The 16,312-nt window shown below is 57.0% G+C and carries 10 protein-coding genes; 6 read left to right on the plus strand and 4 right to left on the minus strand.

Annotated features, from left to right (window positions below):
- Positions 1-444: 444 nt before the first annotated feature.
- The gene (locus MOP44_RS06340) at positions 445-2,253 is read left to right on the plus strand and encodes an AAA family ATPase (RefSeq protein WP_260795110.1); all 1,809 of its coding nucleotides are present in this window, start codon (positions 445-447) and stop codon (positions 2,251-2,253) included.
- Here MOP44_RS06340 and MOP44_RS06345 read toward each other — a convergent pair whose 3' ends face one another.
- The 3 genes from MOP44_RS06345 to MOP44_RS06355 form a co-directional block, all read right to left on the minus strand.
- A complete protein-coding gene (locus MOP44_RS06345; RefSeq protein WP_260795112.1) occupies positions 2,254-3,045 on the minus strand; it encodes a DeoR/GlpR family DNA-binding transcription regulator in 792 nt (263 codons plus the stop codon).
- Positions 3,046-3,110: 65 nt separating this feature from the next.
- A complete protein-coding gene (locus MOP44_RS06350; RefSeq protein WP_260795114.1) occupies positions 3,111-3,848 on the minus strand; it encodes a copper homeostasis protein CutC in 738 nt (245 codons plus the stop codon).
- Between the two features lie 63 nt (positions 3,849-3,911).
- Positions 3,912-7,310, minus strand: a complete 3,399-nt coding sequence (locus MOP44_RS06355; protein ID WP_260795115.1) for a TonB-dependent receptor — start codon at positions 7,308-7,310, stop codon at positions 3,912-3,914.
- 411 nt (positions 7,311-7,721) lie between these two features.
- Here MOP44_RS06355 and MOP44_RS06360 point away from each other — a divergent pair, with 411 nt between their 5' ends.
- The 5 genes from MOP44_RS06360 to MOP44_RS06380 all read left to right on the plus strand — a co-directional run bounded on the left by MOP44_RS06360 (position 7,722) and on the right by MOP44_RS06380 (position 15,417).
- Positions 7,722-9,440, plus strand: a complete 1,719-nt coding sequence (locus MOP44_RS06360; protein WP_260795117.1) for a peptide-N4-asparagine amidase — start codon at positions 7,722-7,724, stop codon at positions 9,438-9,440.
- A gap of 619 nt (positions 9,441-10,059) precedes the next feature.
- On the plus strand, positions 10,060-11,322 hold the full coding sequence (locus MOP44_RS06365) for a GumC family protein (protein WP_260795119.1): 1,263 nt from the start codon (positions 10,060-10,062) through the stop codon (positions 11,320-11,322).
- A gap of 114 nt (positions 11,323-11,436) precedes the next feature.
- Positions 11,437-12,918 (plus strand): lipopolysaccharide biosynthesis protein, encoded by a 1,482-nt coding sequence (locus tag MOP44_RS06370; RefSeq protein ID WP_260795120.1) that lies wholly within the window; start codon positions 11,437-11,439, stop codon positions 12,916-12,918.
- Positions 12,915-14,309, plus strand: coding sequence for an O-antigen polysaccharide polymerase Wzy family protein (gene wzy / locus MOP44_RS06375; protein WP_260795121.1), 1,395 nt, complete (start codon positions 12,915-12,917; stop codon positions 14,307-14,309). Before MOP44_RS06370 ends, wzy begins: the two co-directional genes overlap by 4 nt.
- Positions 14,302-15,417, plus strand: a complete 1,116-nt coding sequence (locus MOP44_RS06380; RefSeq protein ID WP_260795122.1) for a glycosyltransferase family 4 protein — start codon at positions 14,302-14,304, stop codon at positions 15,415-15,417. Before wzy ends, MOP44_RS06380 begins: the two co-directional genes overlap by 8 nt.
- A 32-nt stretch (positions 15,418-15,449) precedes the next feature.
- On the opposite strand, the gene MOP44_RS06385 is transcribed toward MOP44_RS06380, so the two are convergent.
- A complete protein-coding gene (locus MOP44_RS06385) occupies positions 15,450-16,241 on the minus strand; it encodes an FkbM family methyltransferase (RefSeq protein WP_260795123.1) in 792 nt (263 codons plus the stop codon).
- Between the last annotated feature and the right edge of the window lie 71 nt (positions 16,242-16,312).

Genomic DNA, 16,312 nt, shown 5'->3' on the forward strand with positions numbered 1-16,312 from the left:
GTAAGTAAATGGGGTTACTAGAAAATTAGCTACCCCTCCCCCTGTTTTTACTTCTCCATATATTCGCCAATTTTGCCGCAAGATCCTATTAACAATAAGCTTAAGCAAATACAAGAAAGCATATCCTCAAAATCGCATGCTCCCTGAATATCACAGGGAGATTACGCATAAATAAACAGTCAACCCAGCCCGGAACCGGAACCCGGCCCGCTGAAGAGCAGTCTCGATGAATCGCCGGTCAGCCTTCGCTCGACTAAAACGAGCTTGCAAGTTGGCCGTCGAAGTGATGTGATATAAGTCACTCTGCAAACACCTTGAAAGACCTATAGTTTCACCCTGTGGGGGTCTGCACGCCTGCCCCGCAACAGCAACTTCAAACCCCGCTCAGGCAGCCGGGCCCTGGATTTCATCCGATATCCGCGTCCCCTCCCCTACGGAGACCAGATGGAAAAGCTCAATAGAAACAGGTATTTTGCTGGAATTATTCTCGCTTTCTTCTTGCTTGCTTCAGGCACATCGCTCTACCTCCGCAATCAGCTTGCCGCTTCCCAGGCCGCGCCCACCGTCGGCAAGGCCATCCAGCAAATGCGAGAGCATCCCTCGGACTGGAAGACCGAAAAGGACATCTCCGGCATGATGTCCGACCTCAAGACGGACAAGGTCGCTGCAATCGGTATCTCCTCGTCCGCAGTGCTGGTCACAACCCGCACCGGCGAGCGCTACTTCGTTCTGGATGAAGGCGGAAGGGTCTCCGGCCCGATTCTGTCTGCCTATGAGAACTCTGCCCACGCGAGCTTCCCGCTTGCCCTGCTCGCTTCCCAGTCGAAGTCGTTCGAGCCGAGCGCTCTCGAGGTCGCCGTGGACGCCGCGGCTGTTGGCCTCGGCCTGGCTCTGGTGTTCGGCACGTTCTTCAGGTTGCGACGGAAGAAGCGGCCCAATCTGACGTTCAACGACGTCATCGGCGCCGAAGAGGCGAAGCAGGCCTTTGATGATGTCGTCGATTACCTTCGCAATCCCCGACGGTATGCCGACTTCGGCGCCAAGCCTCCCAAAGGGATCCTTCTGGTCGGGCCTCCGGGAGTAGGCAAGACTCGCCTCGCGCAAGCTCTGGCCGGCGAATGCAACGCTTCCTTCATCGACATCACCGGCAGCGCGTTTTCATCGCCTCTCTACGGCATGGGCATCCGGCAGGTGAAAAGTGTCTTCCGGCAGGCAAGACGGAAGGCGCCCTGCATCCTGTTCATCGACGAAATCGACGGCATCGGCAAGCGCACCGCCGTCGAGCGAGCCAGCGATGCTGAGCCCAATCGGATCATCAATCAGCTGCTGACAGAGATGGATGGGTTCCACGCTGCCAACGGCGTCATCGTGATCGGCGCGACCAACAAACCCGACGCTCTCGATGAAGCCATGCTGCGCGAAGGACGCTTCGATCGCAAAATCCACGTCGATCTTCCCGATCTCGAAGATCGTAAGGCGCTGTTCGAGCATTACACCGGAAAGATCGCGGCCACCGATTACCTGGACGTGGAGCAGCTTGCCAGGCTGACCACGGGACTTAGTCCGGCTGCGATCGCGGCATCCGTCAACTCCGCCGCACTCGTCGCAGCCCGCACGGGATGCTCGTCGTTGGGCATGAAGCACCTCTGTGAAGCGATCGAGATCCAGAGCATGGGTGAAGCCTCTGGGAAGGTTCTTACCGAGGCGGAACGCCGGCGCATCGCCATTCACGAGGCGGGCCACGCCATTGTTTCCGCCCATACGAATACAGGTACTCTCGAAAAGGTCACGATCCTGCCACGGGGTCCGGCGCTCGGCGTCACCCTGGTCACTCCTAATAAGGAGACGGAACTCTATCTGCGTTCCGAGCTCGAAAACCGCATTCAGATGTACTTGGGCGGCCGCATCGCCGAGAGGCTTGTCCTCGGTGACGTCTCATCGGGAGCAGCAAGCGACCTGACCGAGGCTTCGATCCTGGCCTTCAGGATGGTGGCCGAGATGGGCATGAGCAAGGACGGGAAGTTGTTCAGCCTCGGTGCATGCCAGAAACTCGGCCTGCACACTGATCATCTGTTCTACCTCGATCAGACGCAGGAGCTTCTGAACGAGATGGAATCGCGGTGCACGCAGATGCTCGAAGAGCTCAGGCCCGCGCTCGACGAACTGGTAGAGATGCTTCTCGAACGCGAGACGGTTCCTGGCGAAGAGGTGAAGGCTCTCGTGCTTAACCTCAGTGAACCTGTTCTGGTTTGACTAAACTGCCAGGATCTTCACTCCACTGGCTGCAAACGTTCGTGCTGTCTCTTCACTGATGCCGTTATCGGTGATCAGCAGGTCGATCTCCACCGGAGCACACACCACCGCGGGGCTGACCAGGCCCATTTTGCTTGAGTCAGCCACTACGATCAGCTGTCGCGCCTGACGGGCCATGACCCGAAAGACCGCTGCCTCGTCCGGCTGGATGAGAGTAGCCCCGCGTTCAGCATCGACACCTGTTGCGCTGAGGAATAAGCGATCCATAACCACATGCGCAAGTGACTCGATGGCCGTTGGGCCTACGAGCGAGAATGCACCGGCCCAGCGCAGCGTTCCGCCTGTCAGGGTAGTGTGAAGCTTGTTGCTGGAACTCAGTTCCATGCCAATGTTCACGGCATTTGTAATGACGTTGATGTTCTTCCGGTGCAACAGCTGACGGGCTACCAATGTTGTGGTGGTTCCTGCGGAGAAGCCAATGGTTTCGTTTTCCTGCACCAGCGCCGCGGCCGCGCGCGCAATCCGCTGCTTCTCGGATGCAAACCGGTCTTCGCGCACTTGGAAGGAAGCATCGAAGCGGAACGGCTCATACACGGGATTTCCATTGCCGGCCAGCATCGCACCGCCAAGCGTGCGGTGCACCAGCCCCCGCGCCTCTAGGCGAACGAGGTCCCGGCGAATACTAGCCGGAGACGTACCAAGTGCGGATGTCAGTTCCTCGACTGAGGCTCTTCCGTGGCTCAGCAGCAGCCGCAGAATCTCCTTGGCGCGTTTGTCCGTATTGATAGACATAACCCTGAATGGCGCTCTCTATTTCGGGCTGTTTTTCAGAACATCCTACTATACGGCGCGCATGCTCAGCTTCGCACCGAGATTTCGCGGAGTGCAGATCGAAACGCTTCCACGTCACTCTGCTTCACCACGTAGTATCCGGCGTCGCGCACGGTATCGGGGCCGCCGCCGCCATCGAATCCCGAGTCCTGGCCCTTCGAATTAAGCGACGTATGCATCTCGGCAATCCCGGTTCGCAAAGCGATTTCGCGCACGTTTCCAATGCGAATACCGCCGCCCGCCATGATCCGAATGCGGCCGGCCGCCTGAGCTTGCAGCGCAGCGAGAGAATCCAGATTGTTCATCGCATCTGAGGGGCCGCCCGCGGTGAGCAGCCGATCGGCCCCGCATGCGATCACATCTTCAAGCGCGTCGGAGAGGTTTTGCGAGGCGTCGAATGCGCGATGAAATGTCACTTCCATCGGACGCGCCAGTTCGATGAGTTCGGTGGTATGCGGCCGGTCGATCGTGCCGTCTTCATTCAACAGCCCAAGAACCACGCCATTCACGCCCCGAGTCTTCGCTGCGGAGATATCGCTGCGCATGACTTCCAGTTCAGGTTCGGAATAGACGAACGAGCCGCCGCGAGGGCGAATGATTACGAAGACGTCGATATCCACGCATCTTCTTACGATGTCGATGAGACCTACACTCGGCGTGATCCCATCTTCACTCAATGCGCTGCAGAGTTCGATCCGCTCCGCGCCTCCTTTGGCAGCAGCGATCGATGACTCGACGGAATCCACACATACTTCGAGTTTCATGACCGCTGCGCCTCGGGGGTCTTGGATGACGACAGAGCGGACGAGCCACTCTGTCGATTCGGTTCAGAACGTGTAATGCGCCGAGAACTGCAGATGGCGTTCGTTAGAACGAATCGAATTCTGCTGCACGATCTGTCCAAAGGTCTTGTCGTCGATGCCGGTGGCAGGATTGCCGTAGCTCACGATGTTGAATGCGTTGAAAGCATCAAACCGGAAACCCAGATAGTGCTCATGCACAATGCGGAAGTCCTTCATCATCGACATGTCCACGTTGTGGAAGCCCGGGCCTCGCACCGACCCGTTGCGGGATGTACCGAAGGTGTTCTGCGCCGGGGCACCGAAGGCGCACACGCCGTTGTCAGAACCGGCGGTCCTGCAGGGCTGCGCCGAAGGATCGTCGCCGAACCAGTTACTCAGCGTGCGGTGGCGAATGTGCAGCGGACGATACTGATTCGCGCGCTCTTGACCGTAGCTCAGGGTGTTGTTGCTGATCCCGGTCGTGACGGTCTGCGGGAAGCCGCTGTAGGACATGACGGCCGTGGCGATTCTCCATCCTCCCGCAATCTCATCGATTACGCGGTTGGTGTTGGCGAGATAGCGTTTGCCGTGGCCGACCGGCAGGGCATATACAGCCGTGGCCGTGAGGTTATGCGTGAGGTCGTAGCCGGCCGGGCCGTAGTCCGCGCCGCTGTCGTAGTAATTCTGGAATGCACCGCTGTAGCCGTTGACGTTTAGCGCATAGTTGCCAAGGCTGTTCGTCATTGCCTTGCTGTAGGTGTAGTTGACCGTGTACTCAAGGCCGGTATCGGAGACGCGCTGGCGCAGGATGGCCTGGAGCGCGTTGTAGTTCATCATGGCGCGCGACTCAGTCACCAACAGAGGATTGGAGCAGATCTGCGTGGCAGCTGCCGTCTGGCATCCGATGTAGGCGTTGTTATAGTAGGGCGCCGAGGTCGCATCGCCCGGAATCCTGTACTGGTTAATGTTGCCGTAGTCTTCAATGTGCTGCCCGCTCTCACCCACATAGCCGGCCTGCAGCGACAGCAGATGCGTCAGTGCATATTCCAGCGTCAGGTTGTAGTTGTGGATGTAGGCCGGCTGCATGTTCTGCGGGTACACGTTGTAGGTACCGCCTGACTGTGCTGACTGCGCAAAGGCGTTCTGCGTGTTGAGCGGTTGCGTAATCGAGTCAGAAGTCGGCTGTATGATGCTCACGTTCATGGCCTGGATGAAGGGCGTGATCGACGTGAGGCGTTGGTTCGACGAGTTGCCTTCAAAGAAGCTGGTGGCGTTGTATCCGCCGCGCAAAACAGCTCGCGGATTAAATTGATACGCGAAGCCAAATCGCGGCATGAACTGATGGAAGTTCCAGTCGTAACAGCCGGGGTTCTTGCAGACTCCGGATCCTGCCGGCGCCCCCGCTGGAACTGCGTGCGCGTAGATGACCTGTCCGGTCGCCTCGTCTATGTTCCCGGTCTTGTTGTTCATTTCCACCCACGGCTGATCAAGTTCGTACCGGAAGCCGTAGTTAATGGTGAGCTCGGGAGTCAGCTTGAAGTCGTCGTTGAAGTAGATGCCGGTGCGCCACTGGCGCTGGCCTACGTTGACACTGGCGAAGGTAACGGCAGCTGCGCTGATGCGGTCGAGCACAAAATCGGCTCCGCCGTATCCGGACTCGGTGTTGGCGCCTGTCACGTCCTTGGTGAAGTTGCCGTTATAGGTGAGCTGCCCCAGGTAGCCGTTATTGTTGGCCGTCGGGTAGTTGTTCTGATAGCGAAGCATCGAGAGGCCGAAGGTGAAGTAGTGGCGGCTCTTCTGCCAGCTCAGTGCATCGATGTAGCTGTAGGTGTTGTCGATGAGGCCACCGCCATACACCGGATTGCCGCCGGCAAAGATACCGCCCGAGATGTTCTGGCCTGAGTAGCCAGGCAGCGTCTGATTCGGGAAGTTGATGCCGACCTTCTGATTGCCGCTGGTGCCAAACTGCCCCGTTGAATCGACTGAGAAGTTCTGCGCCCATTCCGTCCGCGTGAAGCCGATACGTAGCGAGTTGAGAAGATTGGGCGAGAAGGTGTGCACCCAGTTGGCGCCGCCGAGCTTCGTGGGATAGAGGTTCGGCCCACTGAAGCTGATGGGCAGCACGGGCGTCGTTCCGTCATAGGCGGTAGAAATGGCAAAGAAGCTCGACAGCTTATCGCGCTGGCTGATCTGGTAATCGACCTTGATGTCCCCCTGGTTGTTGGCCTTGAAGCTGCGGGTGTGCGCCTGGTAGTTGTTCGCCGCGATCCCATCAGTGGGAGTCGCGTTCGGCTCAGGATAGAGATCCTGGTGGGCAATCAGGTATTGCGCCACTGGGTTGACAATCGGAACACCCATGTTGCCGGCATACGGCTGGTTGTTGTTCAACGGGTCATAGAGCTGAATGGGCTTGGTCCCGGTGAGGAGCTCAGAAAAATCTCCACTGCGCATTCTCTGCGTCAACACGCTTACCGTGCCGATGCCACCCGTGTGATAGCGGGAGCCAAGATAATCCACGAAGAAGAAGAGCTTGTTGCGGAAGATGGGACCGCCGAAAGTGCCGCCAAACTGGTCCTGCGAGTAAGGATTGATAGGAACCACCGGCGTCTGGTTCCCGTTCTGCCAGCTGTTCGCATTCAATCGGTAGTCCTGCACATATCCATACGCCGAACCATGAAACTGGTTGGTGCCGCTCTTCAGTACGCTCACCACGCCCGCGCCATTCACGTTGCCAAACTCGGCCGGCGTGTTAGCTGTCAGCACTTTCACTTCGCCCAGAGCCGCTGGCGCCGGGCTATACGAGATCAGGTTGTTGAAGGTCTCGTTCATGTCGATGCCTTCAAGCGTGTAGTTATTGGCCTGCGCGCGGTTTCCGTTCATGTTCACGGAGTCGCTGTAATACGTGCTGCGCTCGATGGAGTTTGTGCCCGTGTTGCCAAAGGTGCTGGCGGCACCGGGCACGTAGAGCGTGAGTGCGCTGAAGTCCAGGCTCTTGAGCGGGAAATTCGAGATCGTGTTCTCAGTGAAAGTGCCGCTCAACGTGTAGTCGCTGGTGTTCAGGATCGGGGTCGCAGCCGTGACCTCCATGGTGGTCGATTCAGCTCCGACGGACAACTTGACGTTGAAGGTGGCCGTCTGCAGGGCCTCGAGCGTGAATGCCGGAATCGATGACTTGGCAAATCCCTGAGCCGTTATCGTCTCCACGTATTGCCCTATCGGGAGATACTCGATTCGATAGGAGCCCGCATCGTTGGTGGTGGCCGATGTTTCGACGCCGGTGCTGAGGTTACGCGCGACGACATGAGCCCCATTGATCACGGCGCCGCTGGGGTCGGTGACGGTGCCGGTGATCGAGGCAGTCACGGACTGCGCCATTGCAGCAGACAGGCTGAACAGAAGCGCCATGGCGGCTCCGATCATCCTGAGAAGTTGACCTGCCTTCATTCGTCTCATTTGCGTTTGCCTCACTGAAATTGGTTTGACATTGGGGTCCGGCTCTGGGAACAGCCGTTAAGGTCTACGCGAGGCAGATTACGCTGCCAAGATCTGAATAGTCCATGAAAAAGTGATCAAGATAATCAATTTTGTGAACAGAACAAACAATGAAACCACCCTCCTTGGGGCAATGTAAGCCTCAGGACCTGCATGCGTTTGCGCCCACAGATTGGATCGAAGTAGCCGCGCTGACAATGACTGGAGCCAATTCTTCGATCACGGTCAAGTGCGTTTAACTGCTAAGAATTTCGCGCACGGAATTCCAAAAACTGATTGAAATAATCATTTTTCTCGATACATCGAGCCTGCAAGTCATGTATATTGGGCGGCATCTTTGGAAGGCCCCGAAAGGAAATCGCCATGACAGCAACGTCTTCCCCCAGGACATGGCTGGCCGGATTGGCCACCCTGCTCTCGTTTGCGTGCGCAACAGCGGCCCTCGCTCAAGTGGTAGTAGTGCCGCCAACCCCGCAGATCGGCTCGTCAAACCCCATCACCGCCGAACCGCCGGTTTCCCGTCCGCACACCACTCCGTGCGTCGTGCCGCTGTTCAACAATCTCGCCTTTGCCGATTTCACGCTGAAAACGTTCAGCTACGCGCCGCCGTCCGCATGTCCCGGCCCCTGGGCCAAGGTCGTCTTCACGGCCGATTTCACCGTAACCGCAGGCCGTCAGTTCGATCGCACCGCCGCCTTCTATCTGGGCCACGCCAACATCTACTACGGCACCACCGCTGAACCGCGCAAAACCCTCAGCCCCTCATGGCATGTGGAAAGCGATGTGACCGACCTGTCCGCCATCTTCGCGTCTCCGCAGACCGGCGAAGCCAACATCGGCAACTTCGTAGGCGTTTCCGGTGGCGTGACCTACAACGGCATCATCTACGCCAACGCTGCGCTCGAGTTCTACCCGGCCGGCGGCGGTGCTGGGGCTCCCGTCACGCCCGACATCGTCGTCCCCGTCAATGGAGGCGGTGGAGATGCAGGCACGCTCAACACCACCTCCGATACCATCTCGCAGACGCTGAACCTGCCCACGAATGTGGAGCGCGTCTATCTCGACGTAATCGCACAGAGCCAGTCCAACGATGAGTTCTGGTATTTCTGCGTGCCCAACGACCAGACCTCCAACCTGGAGAGCTGCGGCAACACCGCATTCCGCGAGACAGAAATCTGGATCGATGGACAGCCCGCCGGCGTTGCGCCTGTTTACCCGTGGATCTACACCGGCGGCATCGATCCCTATCTATGGGAACCTATTCCCGGTGTGCAGACGCTTAACTTTAAGCCCTATCGAGTCGACCTTACGCCGTTCGCAGGTGTTCTCTCCGACGGCGGCACCCACACCGTCGCGGTCAGCGTGTATAACGCGAACAGCTACTTCCTCGCTACCGCCAACCTTCTCGCCTATTTGGATCACGGCATTGCGAAGGTCTCCGGCGGCTTGCTCAAGAACACTTTGAGCATGGCTCCTACGCCGACTGTAGATGAAGAGATCTCCACCGGCGCAGGCCCCACTTACACGGGCACCGTCACCGTCGGCTCAAAACGAAACTTCGAGATCAGTGGCTACATCAACACCTCGCACGGCCGCGTCGAAACCACAATCAACCAGACCGTCGGCTTCCTGAGCAAGCAGCAGTTCGACGTCAACGCGAACACCGACATCCAGAACGCGCAACAACTCACGACCGTAGACTCGCGAACCAACGTACGCGGCGGTATCAACTCGGGCGTTGTGGAGCAACATTTCTCCTATCCGCTCGCCATCAACTACTCATTCCTCGTCAACGCAGACGGCAGCTTCAGCCAGACCACAACCAGCGACCAGCAGGACCTCATTCGTGAGGTCAACAACACTGGCTGGGGTCCGGCATCCGTAAGGAACCTGAGCAACGAGGTTCACGCCACCGACACGCTCAAATGGGACTCAAGCGGGAGCTTCCTCGGACCGACAGGCAGCAAGACCACGCAGACCTACCGCCTTCAGACCTCGAAAGGCCAGTGCTGGGATCGCACAATCACTGCGGCTGCTCAGGTGCTGACCTCCGTCACCGACGGCCCCGGCTGCAAACACTAGAACGAAAGCTAAGACAAATCGAGCTGCTCGGTGCGGGACGCCTTGGCATAATGCCACGGACCGCACCGCGGCACGACCAGCCCGGAAAAGGATGCCAAGTTGTGCGAGAACGATGCGGGCGGTAAAACTCGCCCTTCTGTTTTGCCGCCTATCGCGAAGCCGGGCAACTGAGCGCTTACACGCCGATCAGGTGCTTAGAGGGTAAAGCGAGCTGTTAAATACCTGATAATAATGACCCCATGCAGAGGTTGGACATAGGAGAGGTCGTTGGTTCTAATCCAATCGGGCCCACCATTATTCAGAAGATGATTTGAGGGGCTAGGGTACCATTCGCTGCTCCCTAACCGTGAGAACCCCTCTATCTGATATCGACTCAACGGGGAGACCCACCAAACTCCTTGGCTGTCAGCGGGCTCATTCCTGGATTTGCTTACGAGGACTTTTCACCGTAACCTAAGGAAACTAAGACGCAGATTTTCGAATTTTGCGGCTACTCCAGGGCGCGTGTGCTTAGCCTTATGAATGTGGGCGCCTCGAACATGGCTAGGCGAGCAGAATCGGCCGGTAGGTCTTTATACTTAATCTGCACCACCCGGGTGCACAGCAGGTTTTTCAATCGATGGCAATTGACACATCTCGGTCTGACTTTGAAGCAAGTGTCAGCTATCCTCCTGCTGAGACCGTACTACAAAGCGAAAAGACTGATGGGCGGTTACTCGACCTGCTGGCGATTATCCTGGAGCGAAAGCGGATCATTCTGTGGATCATGGCAGGGTTCGCAATCGCGTCGATTGTCGTCTCTCTTCTCTTGCCCGCTCGGTACAGCGCTGAGGTCACGCTTCTTCCCCCTCAGCAGAATTCGTCCCTGGCTTCCCTACCCGCCGGATTGGCGAACCTGAGCGGCGTTGCCGCTATGGCAGGAAGCAGTCTGGGGTTAAAGAATCCGAACGATACATTCGTTGCGATGCTGAAGAGCCGTACCGTCGAAGATGGGATGGTGCAGCATTTCCGGCTGATGGACGAGTATCACGCCCGTTATGCATCCGACGCCCGAAAGAAGTTTGAAAAATACGCATCCGTAGACGGCAGCCGCAAGGATGGGCTGATCCACATCGTTGTGGAGGACCACGATCCGAAGCGCGCTGCGGAATTGGCTAATGGCTACGTTGAGCAGTTCCGCGGTCTTTCCAGCCATCTGGCCATCACCGAAGCGGCCCATCGGCGTGCGTTCTTCGAGCAGCAACTGGAGCAGGCCAAGAACAACCTTGCGAATGCCGAAGAAGCGATGAAGGTAACCGAACAGAAGACAGGCCTCATCGAGCTAAACAGCCAGGCCCGCGCCTTGATCGAGTCCGCAGCGGCGCTCCGAGCCCAAATCGCGGCGAAGGAAGTGCAAATTCGCGCATTGAGCACATTTGCCACCTCTGAAAATGCTCAGCTGAAACAGGCTCAGGAAGAACTGGCTGCTCTTCAGGCTCAGATGGCGCAGTTGGGCGGTTCAGCTGATGGAACGGATGGGGGCTTGCTGGTGCCGAAGGGAAAGGTGCCTGGGTCGAGCCTCGAATATGTTCGTAAACTGCGTGACGTCAAGTATTACGAGACTATCTTCGACATTCTGGCGCGTCAGTTCGAGATGGCGAAGCTGGATGAGGCGAAGGAAGGGCCACTGGTCCAGGTGGTCGATTCGGCCGTGCCGCCTGACAAGCGATCCTTCCCGCAGCGCAGCCTGATTGTAATTTCCGCTACCCTGGCAGGCTTGCTCATCGGCATATTGTTTGCGTTCTTCTCAGCGCTCTATCAGCACACTCAACTGGATCCGGTACTGTCGTCAAAGATGCGGAGAATCCGAGAATTGCTGTGGCTGCGGAAACTAGCGACGTAGCGCCGCTGAGATTCTTTTCGTTGGTCATGAGGGCATTTCGCGTTTCCGGACGCGAAGCAATCGCGCCCCAAATTTTGAGCGTAAGATCCTGCCGAATTGCCATAAGGACATTGAATGTTGCCGCACCTGGAAGCTGAACCGACTCCGAACGATCGCGCGGATGCGGGTCAGCTCGTTCCTGGTCGACCGCCGACCAAATCGCCGTTGCGGCGGCTGATTCATCTGATCGGCTTGGACCGCTCCATCGCCTATACAGTGCTCGCGCGGGTGATTCAGATTTTGGGGAGCACCGGTACAGTCCTGCTGATCGTCCGCTTCCTCACTCCGACGGAGCAAGGTTATTACTACACGCTTTACAGCCTCGTCAATTTAAACATCGTCTTCGAGCTTGGATTTTCATTCGTCATTCTGCAACTGGCCGCACATGAGACCGCATACCTCAAAATTCTCCCCAGCGGGCGAATTCGGGGGGGGCTGACTGCTTCCCGGCGTCTCGCCTCGATTCTGCAGAAAGTTCGCAGATGGTACAGCATCGCAGCAGTTTTGATGTTCTTCACCCTGACGCCAGTGGGCTGGCTGTTCTTCCAGCACCGGCATGCTGCGGGGGATTCGGTTCACTGGATGTTGCCATGCGTGTTGCTTGTCTTTATGGCCGCGCTCATGTTCCAGATTGATCCCTTCTTTTCCTTCCTGGAAGGATGCGGTGAAGTAGCGAACGTTGCTCGCCTGCGTGTTCGCCAGACCGGGACGGGCGTTATCCTCAGCTGGATTGCCCTCGTTTCAGGCCATGGACTGTATGCCCCCGCGGCTATGCTGACCGGCAATTTCCTCATGGGTGTGCTTTTCCTTTACCCGCGGCGCCGGTTCCTTCTTCTCCTGTTGCGCATGGATGCGTCAGGAGAGCGAATCCGCTGGCGCAGCGAGGTGTTGCCGTTTCAATCGAAGATCGCGGTTAGCTGGCTATGCAATTACTTCACCGCTCAGCAAATCCTCACACCCATTCTGTTCGCTTACTGTGGCGCCGTTGCTGCCGGCCAGATGGGAATGTCGATGAGCATTGTGGGGGCCCTCAGTCCGGTCGCTCTGGCATGGATGAGCACCAAATCCGCGCCATTCGGGGCAATGATCCAAAGAAGAGAATCGCAACAGCTCGACCGCGTATTCTTCAGGACGTTGTGGCAATCCACAATCCTTATTGCCGGTGGCGCCGCAGCACTGGTCGTTGGATTGAGCGTTCTGGGCATGGTCGCTCCAAGGCTCAGTACCAGGATGATCAGCCTCCCGTTATTTGCGCTTTTGGCGATCACTGCGATCTGTTCACACGTGGTGCAGAGCGAGGCCTTGTATCTGCGCGCGCATAAGAAGGAGCCGTTCCTCATTCAGTCCGTTATGCTCGCATTGCTGGTGACTGGCGGAGCCTTCCTTCTGGCGCCTCATTTCGGAATAGCGGGAGTGACTTGGACGTACTTTGTGTCCATGGGCCTCATTTCTCTCGCTTCGGGAACGTTGATTTTCCGCAGCAAGCGCCGTGAATGGTATGGTGAGCGCGAACTTGTGGACGCATCCAGCCTGCAGGAGACGCAAAATAATCCGTGAGCGGGAAAACTGAAATTTCGGTCGGTGAGAAACTGAGGCCGATCTCGGCAGCGATGGAGTGCTCGGCATGGTTGCTGCTGTTGGCCATTGGCTGCTTGCTGGTCGAGCTCGACATTCTCTCGCTGGTCTCAGCCTCGCTCGTCAGCATCGCTTTCATCGTCGGCCTGATTGCGGCCGCGTGGAAGAACTTCGATGGAGGACGGCACCCCTGCTTCCTGTTCCTTCTAATGCTGTTTGTATTTCAATGTGGCCGGCTGGTCGGTCTCTTCACTGGCTTTCCCACTGAACCCTTCGCCATCCAGGTGCAGACCGTCATCCCACTCTCTGTTCACCAGGAAACCGCGCAGATAACTCTGTTGCTGATCTGCTTTTCCGCCGCCTGCGTCTACATTCCTTGCCGCCTGGCCTACCGGCCGATCATCTTCACCGCTGGCAAAGAAAGAAACTGGCTCAGGGACCTTTACGGCGTTCTCGCCCTCTGCATCCCTTTTGCTGTGTACAAGAATCTCGTGTATTTCAGCTACATCCGCAGCCACGGCGGATACATGGCTGTTTACGTGGACAACGGCGAGATTCTTCAAAGTGCAGGCACCTTGGTGCGGCTCATGGCATTGGTCGGAACTACCGCTTGCCTTCTTCTGTATTTATTTGAACGAAGACGTCGTTATGTCCGTTTCATTTTGGTTGTCTATCTCTCGGTGTCGATCATGGATCTGATGATTGGTTTCCGGGGAAAATTCTTTGTTCAACTCATCGTGCTCTGGTTCATCCACAACCTGAAGAACGGCAAAAGGTTCAACTTCGCGCCACTGTTTATTACTGCCGCCATCATCATGCTTGTTGCTGCGCCGCTGGCCGGATTCCGCGAGGAACGAGACATTGCCGTAACAGGGCCCTTGGCCGTTCTCGCCACCCAGGGCATTTCAATGAACGTGACAGAAGTGGCGGTTGAGAACCGGCCCTTGTTCGAAAAGAATAAGGCGAGGTACCTGTGGGGCGATCTGCGAGGGATGGTGTCTTCCAATGATGACAATCTCGCCTCCGACATCAGCATCTACCTCAGTCCTGAAGCGTTCCGGGAGGGGTTTGCAACGGGCTCGACATACCTCGCCGAGGCTTACATACTCGGCGGCTTCGCACTTGTGATGATCGCTTCGCTTGCGATTGGCTGGGCGCTGTCGATGCTCCATCTTCACAGCCACTCATGGCCCGGCGCAGTACTGCTGCTGGCGTCCATTGGGCCTTTCATCTACATGCCTCGGGGCAGCCTGATGGACCCCCTCACGGGAACGTTCAAGTTCCTGACCGGAGCAGGGGTGGCGGCCTTGTTCGCCTTACTGGTCCGAGTCGCGCGCGGTTGCATCAGACTCGCATCGAGGACGCATGCGTAATCGGATCCTCCTCGTTAGCATCACTCCGTTTTTTGGTGGAGGCGAAGCCTACTATCTGAAGTTGGCTAAACTCCTCGGAGATCGCTATGAACTGGGGGCTGCCGTATCGAATGACCGTCTTCGCGAAGCGCTTTCTTCTATTGGAATCAGAACATGGCGGCTTGCATCCGAAGCTGGAACCATCTCTGGTTTACGGTACGCTAAGCTCTCTCTTCAGATAAGCCATGCTATTCGCAGCTTCAGCCCTGAGCTCGTTCACCTGAACGGTCAAGGCGAAAGCTATCTCGCCTCCGTGCCGCAGTGGTTCGGATTAAAGATCGTGAGCACCCGCCACACAGTCTTCGAGCCGAAAACCGCCTCCTTTCTGAAGCGGACCCTTGTCGCAAGGAACCTGGGGATCATCCACAAGACGGTCTGCGTATCTGATTATGTGAGGCAACAACTGTCGGAAGTGGTAGACGGCGGCCGTCTGGTCGTCATTCCAAACTGGCTCGAGTCCGTGCCCACTGCACCCATATCCCTTCCTCGTCAGATCCAAGGGCCCTTCCGGCTGCTCTATGTCGGCCGGCTTGTGCGAGACAAGGGAATACTCGATCTGATCCAGGCTGTGCGCCTGCTGCACAATGTATCTCTCACCGTTGTCGGAGAAGGAGAAGATGCAAACCGGGCTCGAGGACTGGCGCAAGGCCTTCCCGTTGAATTCTGCGGATTTCAATCGGATCCTCAGCGGTTCTATCGGCAAGCGGATTTGCTGGTTTTCCCCAGCCATCACGAGGGGCAAGGGTTCGTCCCCGTCGAAGCGATGGCCCACGGTCTGCCTTGCTTGCTGAGCGACATTCCCGCAAACCGCGAAACAGCAGATGATCGCAGAGCCGCCGAGTTGTTCCGCTGCGGAGCGCCCGAGGACCTCGCAGCCAAGGTCTCTGAACTCATGGATAGCACACAGCGCTTGTCCGGTCTTTCCGCATATGCGCGGGATTATGTACTTCGAAATTACACGCGATCCAGCGTCGAACAAGCCTATTTCAAATTGTTTGAAGACCCGCTTGCTGCCTCTTCCGACGCCCCAGCAGACCGGGTGAGCAACGACAAGTTGAAAGTCCGCTGAACCGAGCCTAGCGCTTTTCAGCGTCACTGGAATCAGCTTCGCGCCGGCCATAGCCGCTTCAACGAACTGACTATGTCCTCCCGCCCATTCGGAACAAAGATGAAGTTGTTCACATACGACGCTCTATCTTTCCGCAGATTCTCCACCTCAACATCTTCACGACGGATCAAGCTCAAGTCCGTCAGTACCCCATGCTTCACAAAGAAGCCGCAATAGCCAAATTCCGCAAGAACCTTCGCCAGACGGGCGGGCGCGCCCTGATTATGCCTATCTTCAGATTCTATGAGGAGAACTGGCATGTTACGCCGAAGCGTCTGGAGACCGCCGGCGACAACTGACTCTTCGTGACCTTCCACATCGATTTTGATGAAGGATATGTTGTTGAGGTCATAGCTATCCAGAGTACGTTTTTGAATGGTGCGCGAAGACACGTCTTGTCCGTTTTCTACCCATCCAAGTGGATTCTTCTCTTCAATGGTAGCCCCGCCGCTGTCGTGCGATTCGATCCTCAAACTGGCAGTTCCGCTTCCAGATGACAGAGCGATCGTTTCAATGCGGCAGTTCGAGCTCAGCAAGCGCTGCAGGTAGGGCTTGAGATCTGCATTGGGCTCAAAGGCAATTACCTGCCGCGCCGTTTTGGACATCAGGAACGAAAACTCGCCCATGTTCGCGCCAATGTCGATTGCGTCTTGCCGATTGGTGCAGACGAGGGGAATCATCCAGAACTCGGGTTCAAACCCGCTCCTTTCGAACCGCAGCTTGGTTTCCATCCACAATCGGGGGAATCGATGCTTGAGCGTTGAAAGGGCTTTGGAACCGATCATTCTGTAAAGATACTCCACTAGGTTTGAGCCGGAATCTTCCGCTAATGAGGACCATGAGGCCGTCGAGCTTG

It is taken from the genome of Occallatibacter riparius, from assembly GCF_025264625.1.
GTDB lineage: Bacteria > Acidobacteriota > Terriglobia > Terriglobales > Acidobacteriaceae > Telmatobacter > Telmatobacter riparius.

Bases quoted from the DNA above. Each gene is read 5' to 3' on its own strand.
- MOP44_RS06340 (WP_260795110.1), top strand. From the start codon at position 445: ATGGAAAAGCTCAATAGAAACAGGTATTTTGCTGGAATTATTCTCGCT.
- MOP44_RS06345 (WP_260795112.1), bottom strand. From the start codon at position 3,045: ATGTCTATCAATACGGACAAACGCGCCAAGGAGATTCTGCGGCTGCTG.
- MOP44_RS06350 (WP_260795114.1), bottom strand. From the start codon at position 3,848: ATGAAACTCGAAGTATGTGTGGATTCCGTCGAGTCATCGATCGCTGCT.
- MOP44_RS06355 (WP_260795115.1), bottom strand. From the start codon at position 7,310: ATGAAGGCAGGTCAACTTCTCAGGATGATCGGAGCCGCCATGGCGCTT.
- MOP44_RS06360 (WP_260795117.1), top strand. From the start codon at position 7,722: ATGACAGCAACGTCTTCCCCCAGGACATGGCTGGCCGGATTGGCCACC.
- MOP44_RS06365 (WP_260795119.1), top strand. From the start codon at position 10,060: ATGGCAATTGACACATCTCGGTCTGACTTTGAAGCAAGTGTCAGCTAT.
- MOP44_RS06370 (WP_260795120.1), top strand. From the start codon at position 11,437: ATGTTGCCGCACCTGGAAGCTGAACCGACTCCGAACGATCGCGCGGAT.
- MOP44_RS06380 (WP_260795122.1), top strand. From the start codon at position 14,302: ATGCGTAATCGGATCCTCCTCGTTAGCATCACTCCGTTTTTTGGTGGA.
- MOP44_RS06385 (WP_260795123.1), bottom strand. From the start codon at position 16,241: ATGATCGGTTCCAAAGCCCTTTCAACGCTCAAGCATCGATTCCCCCGA.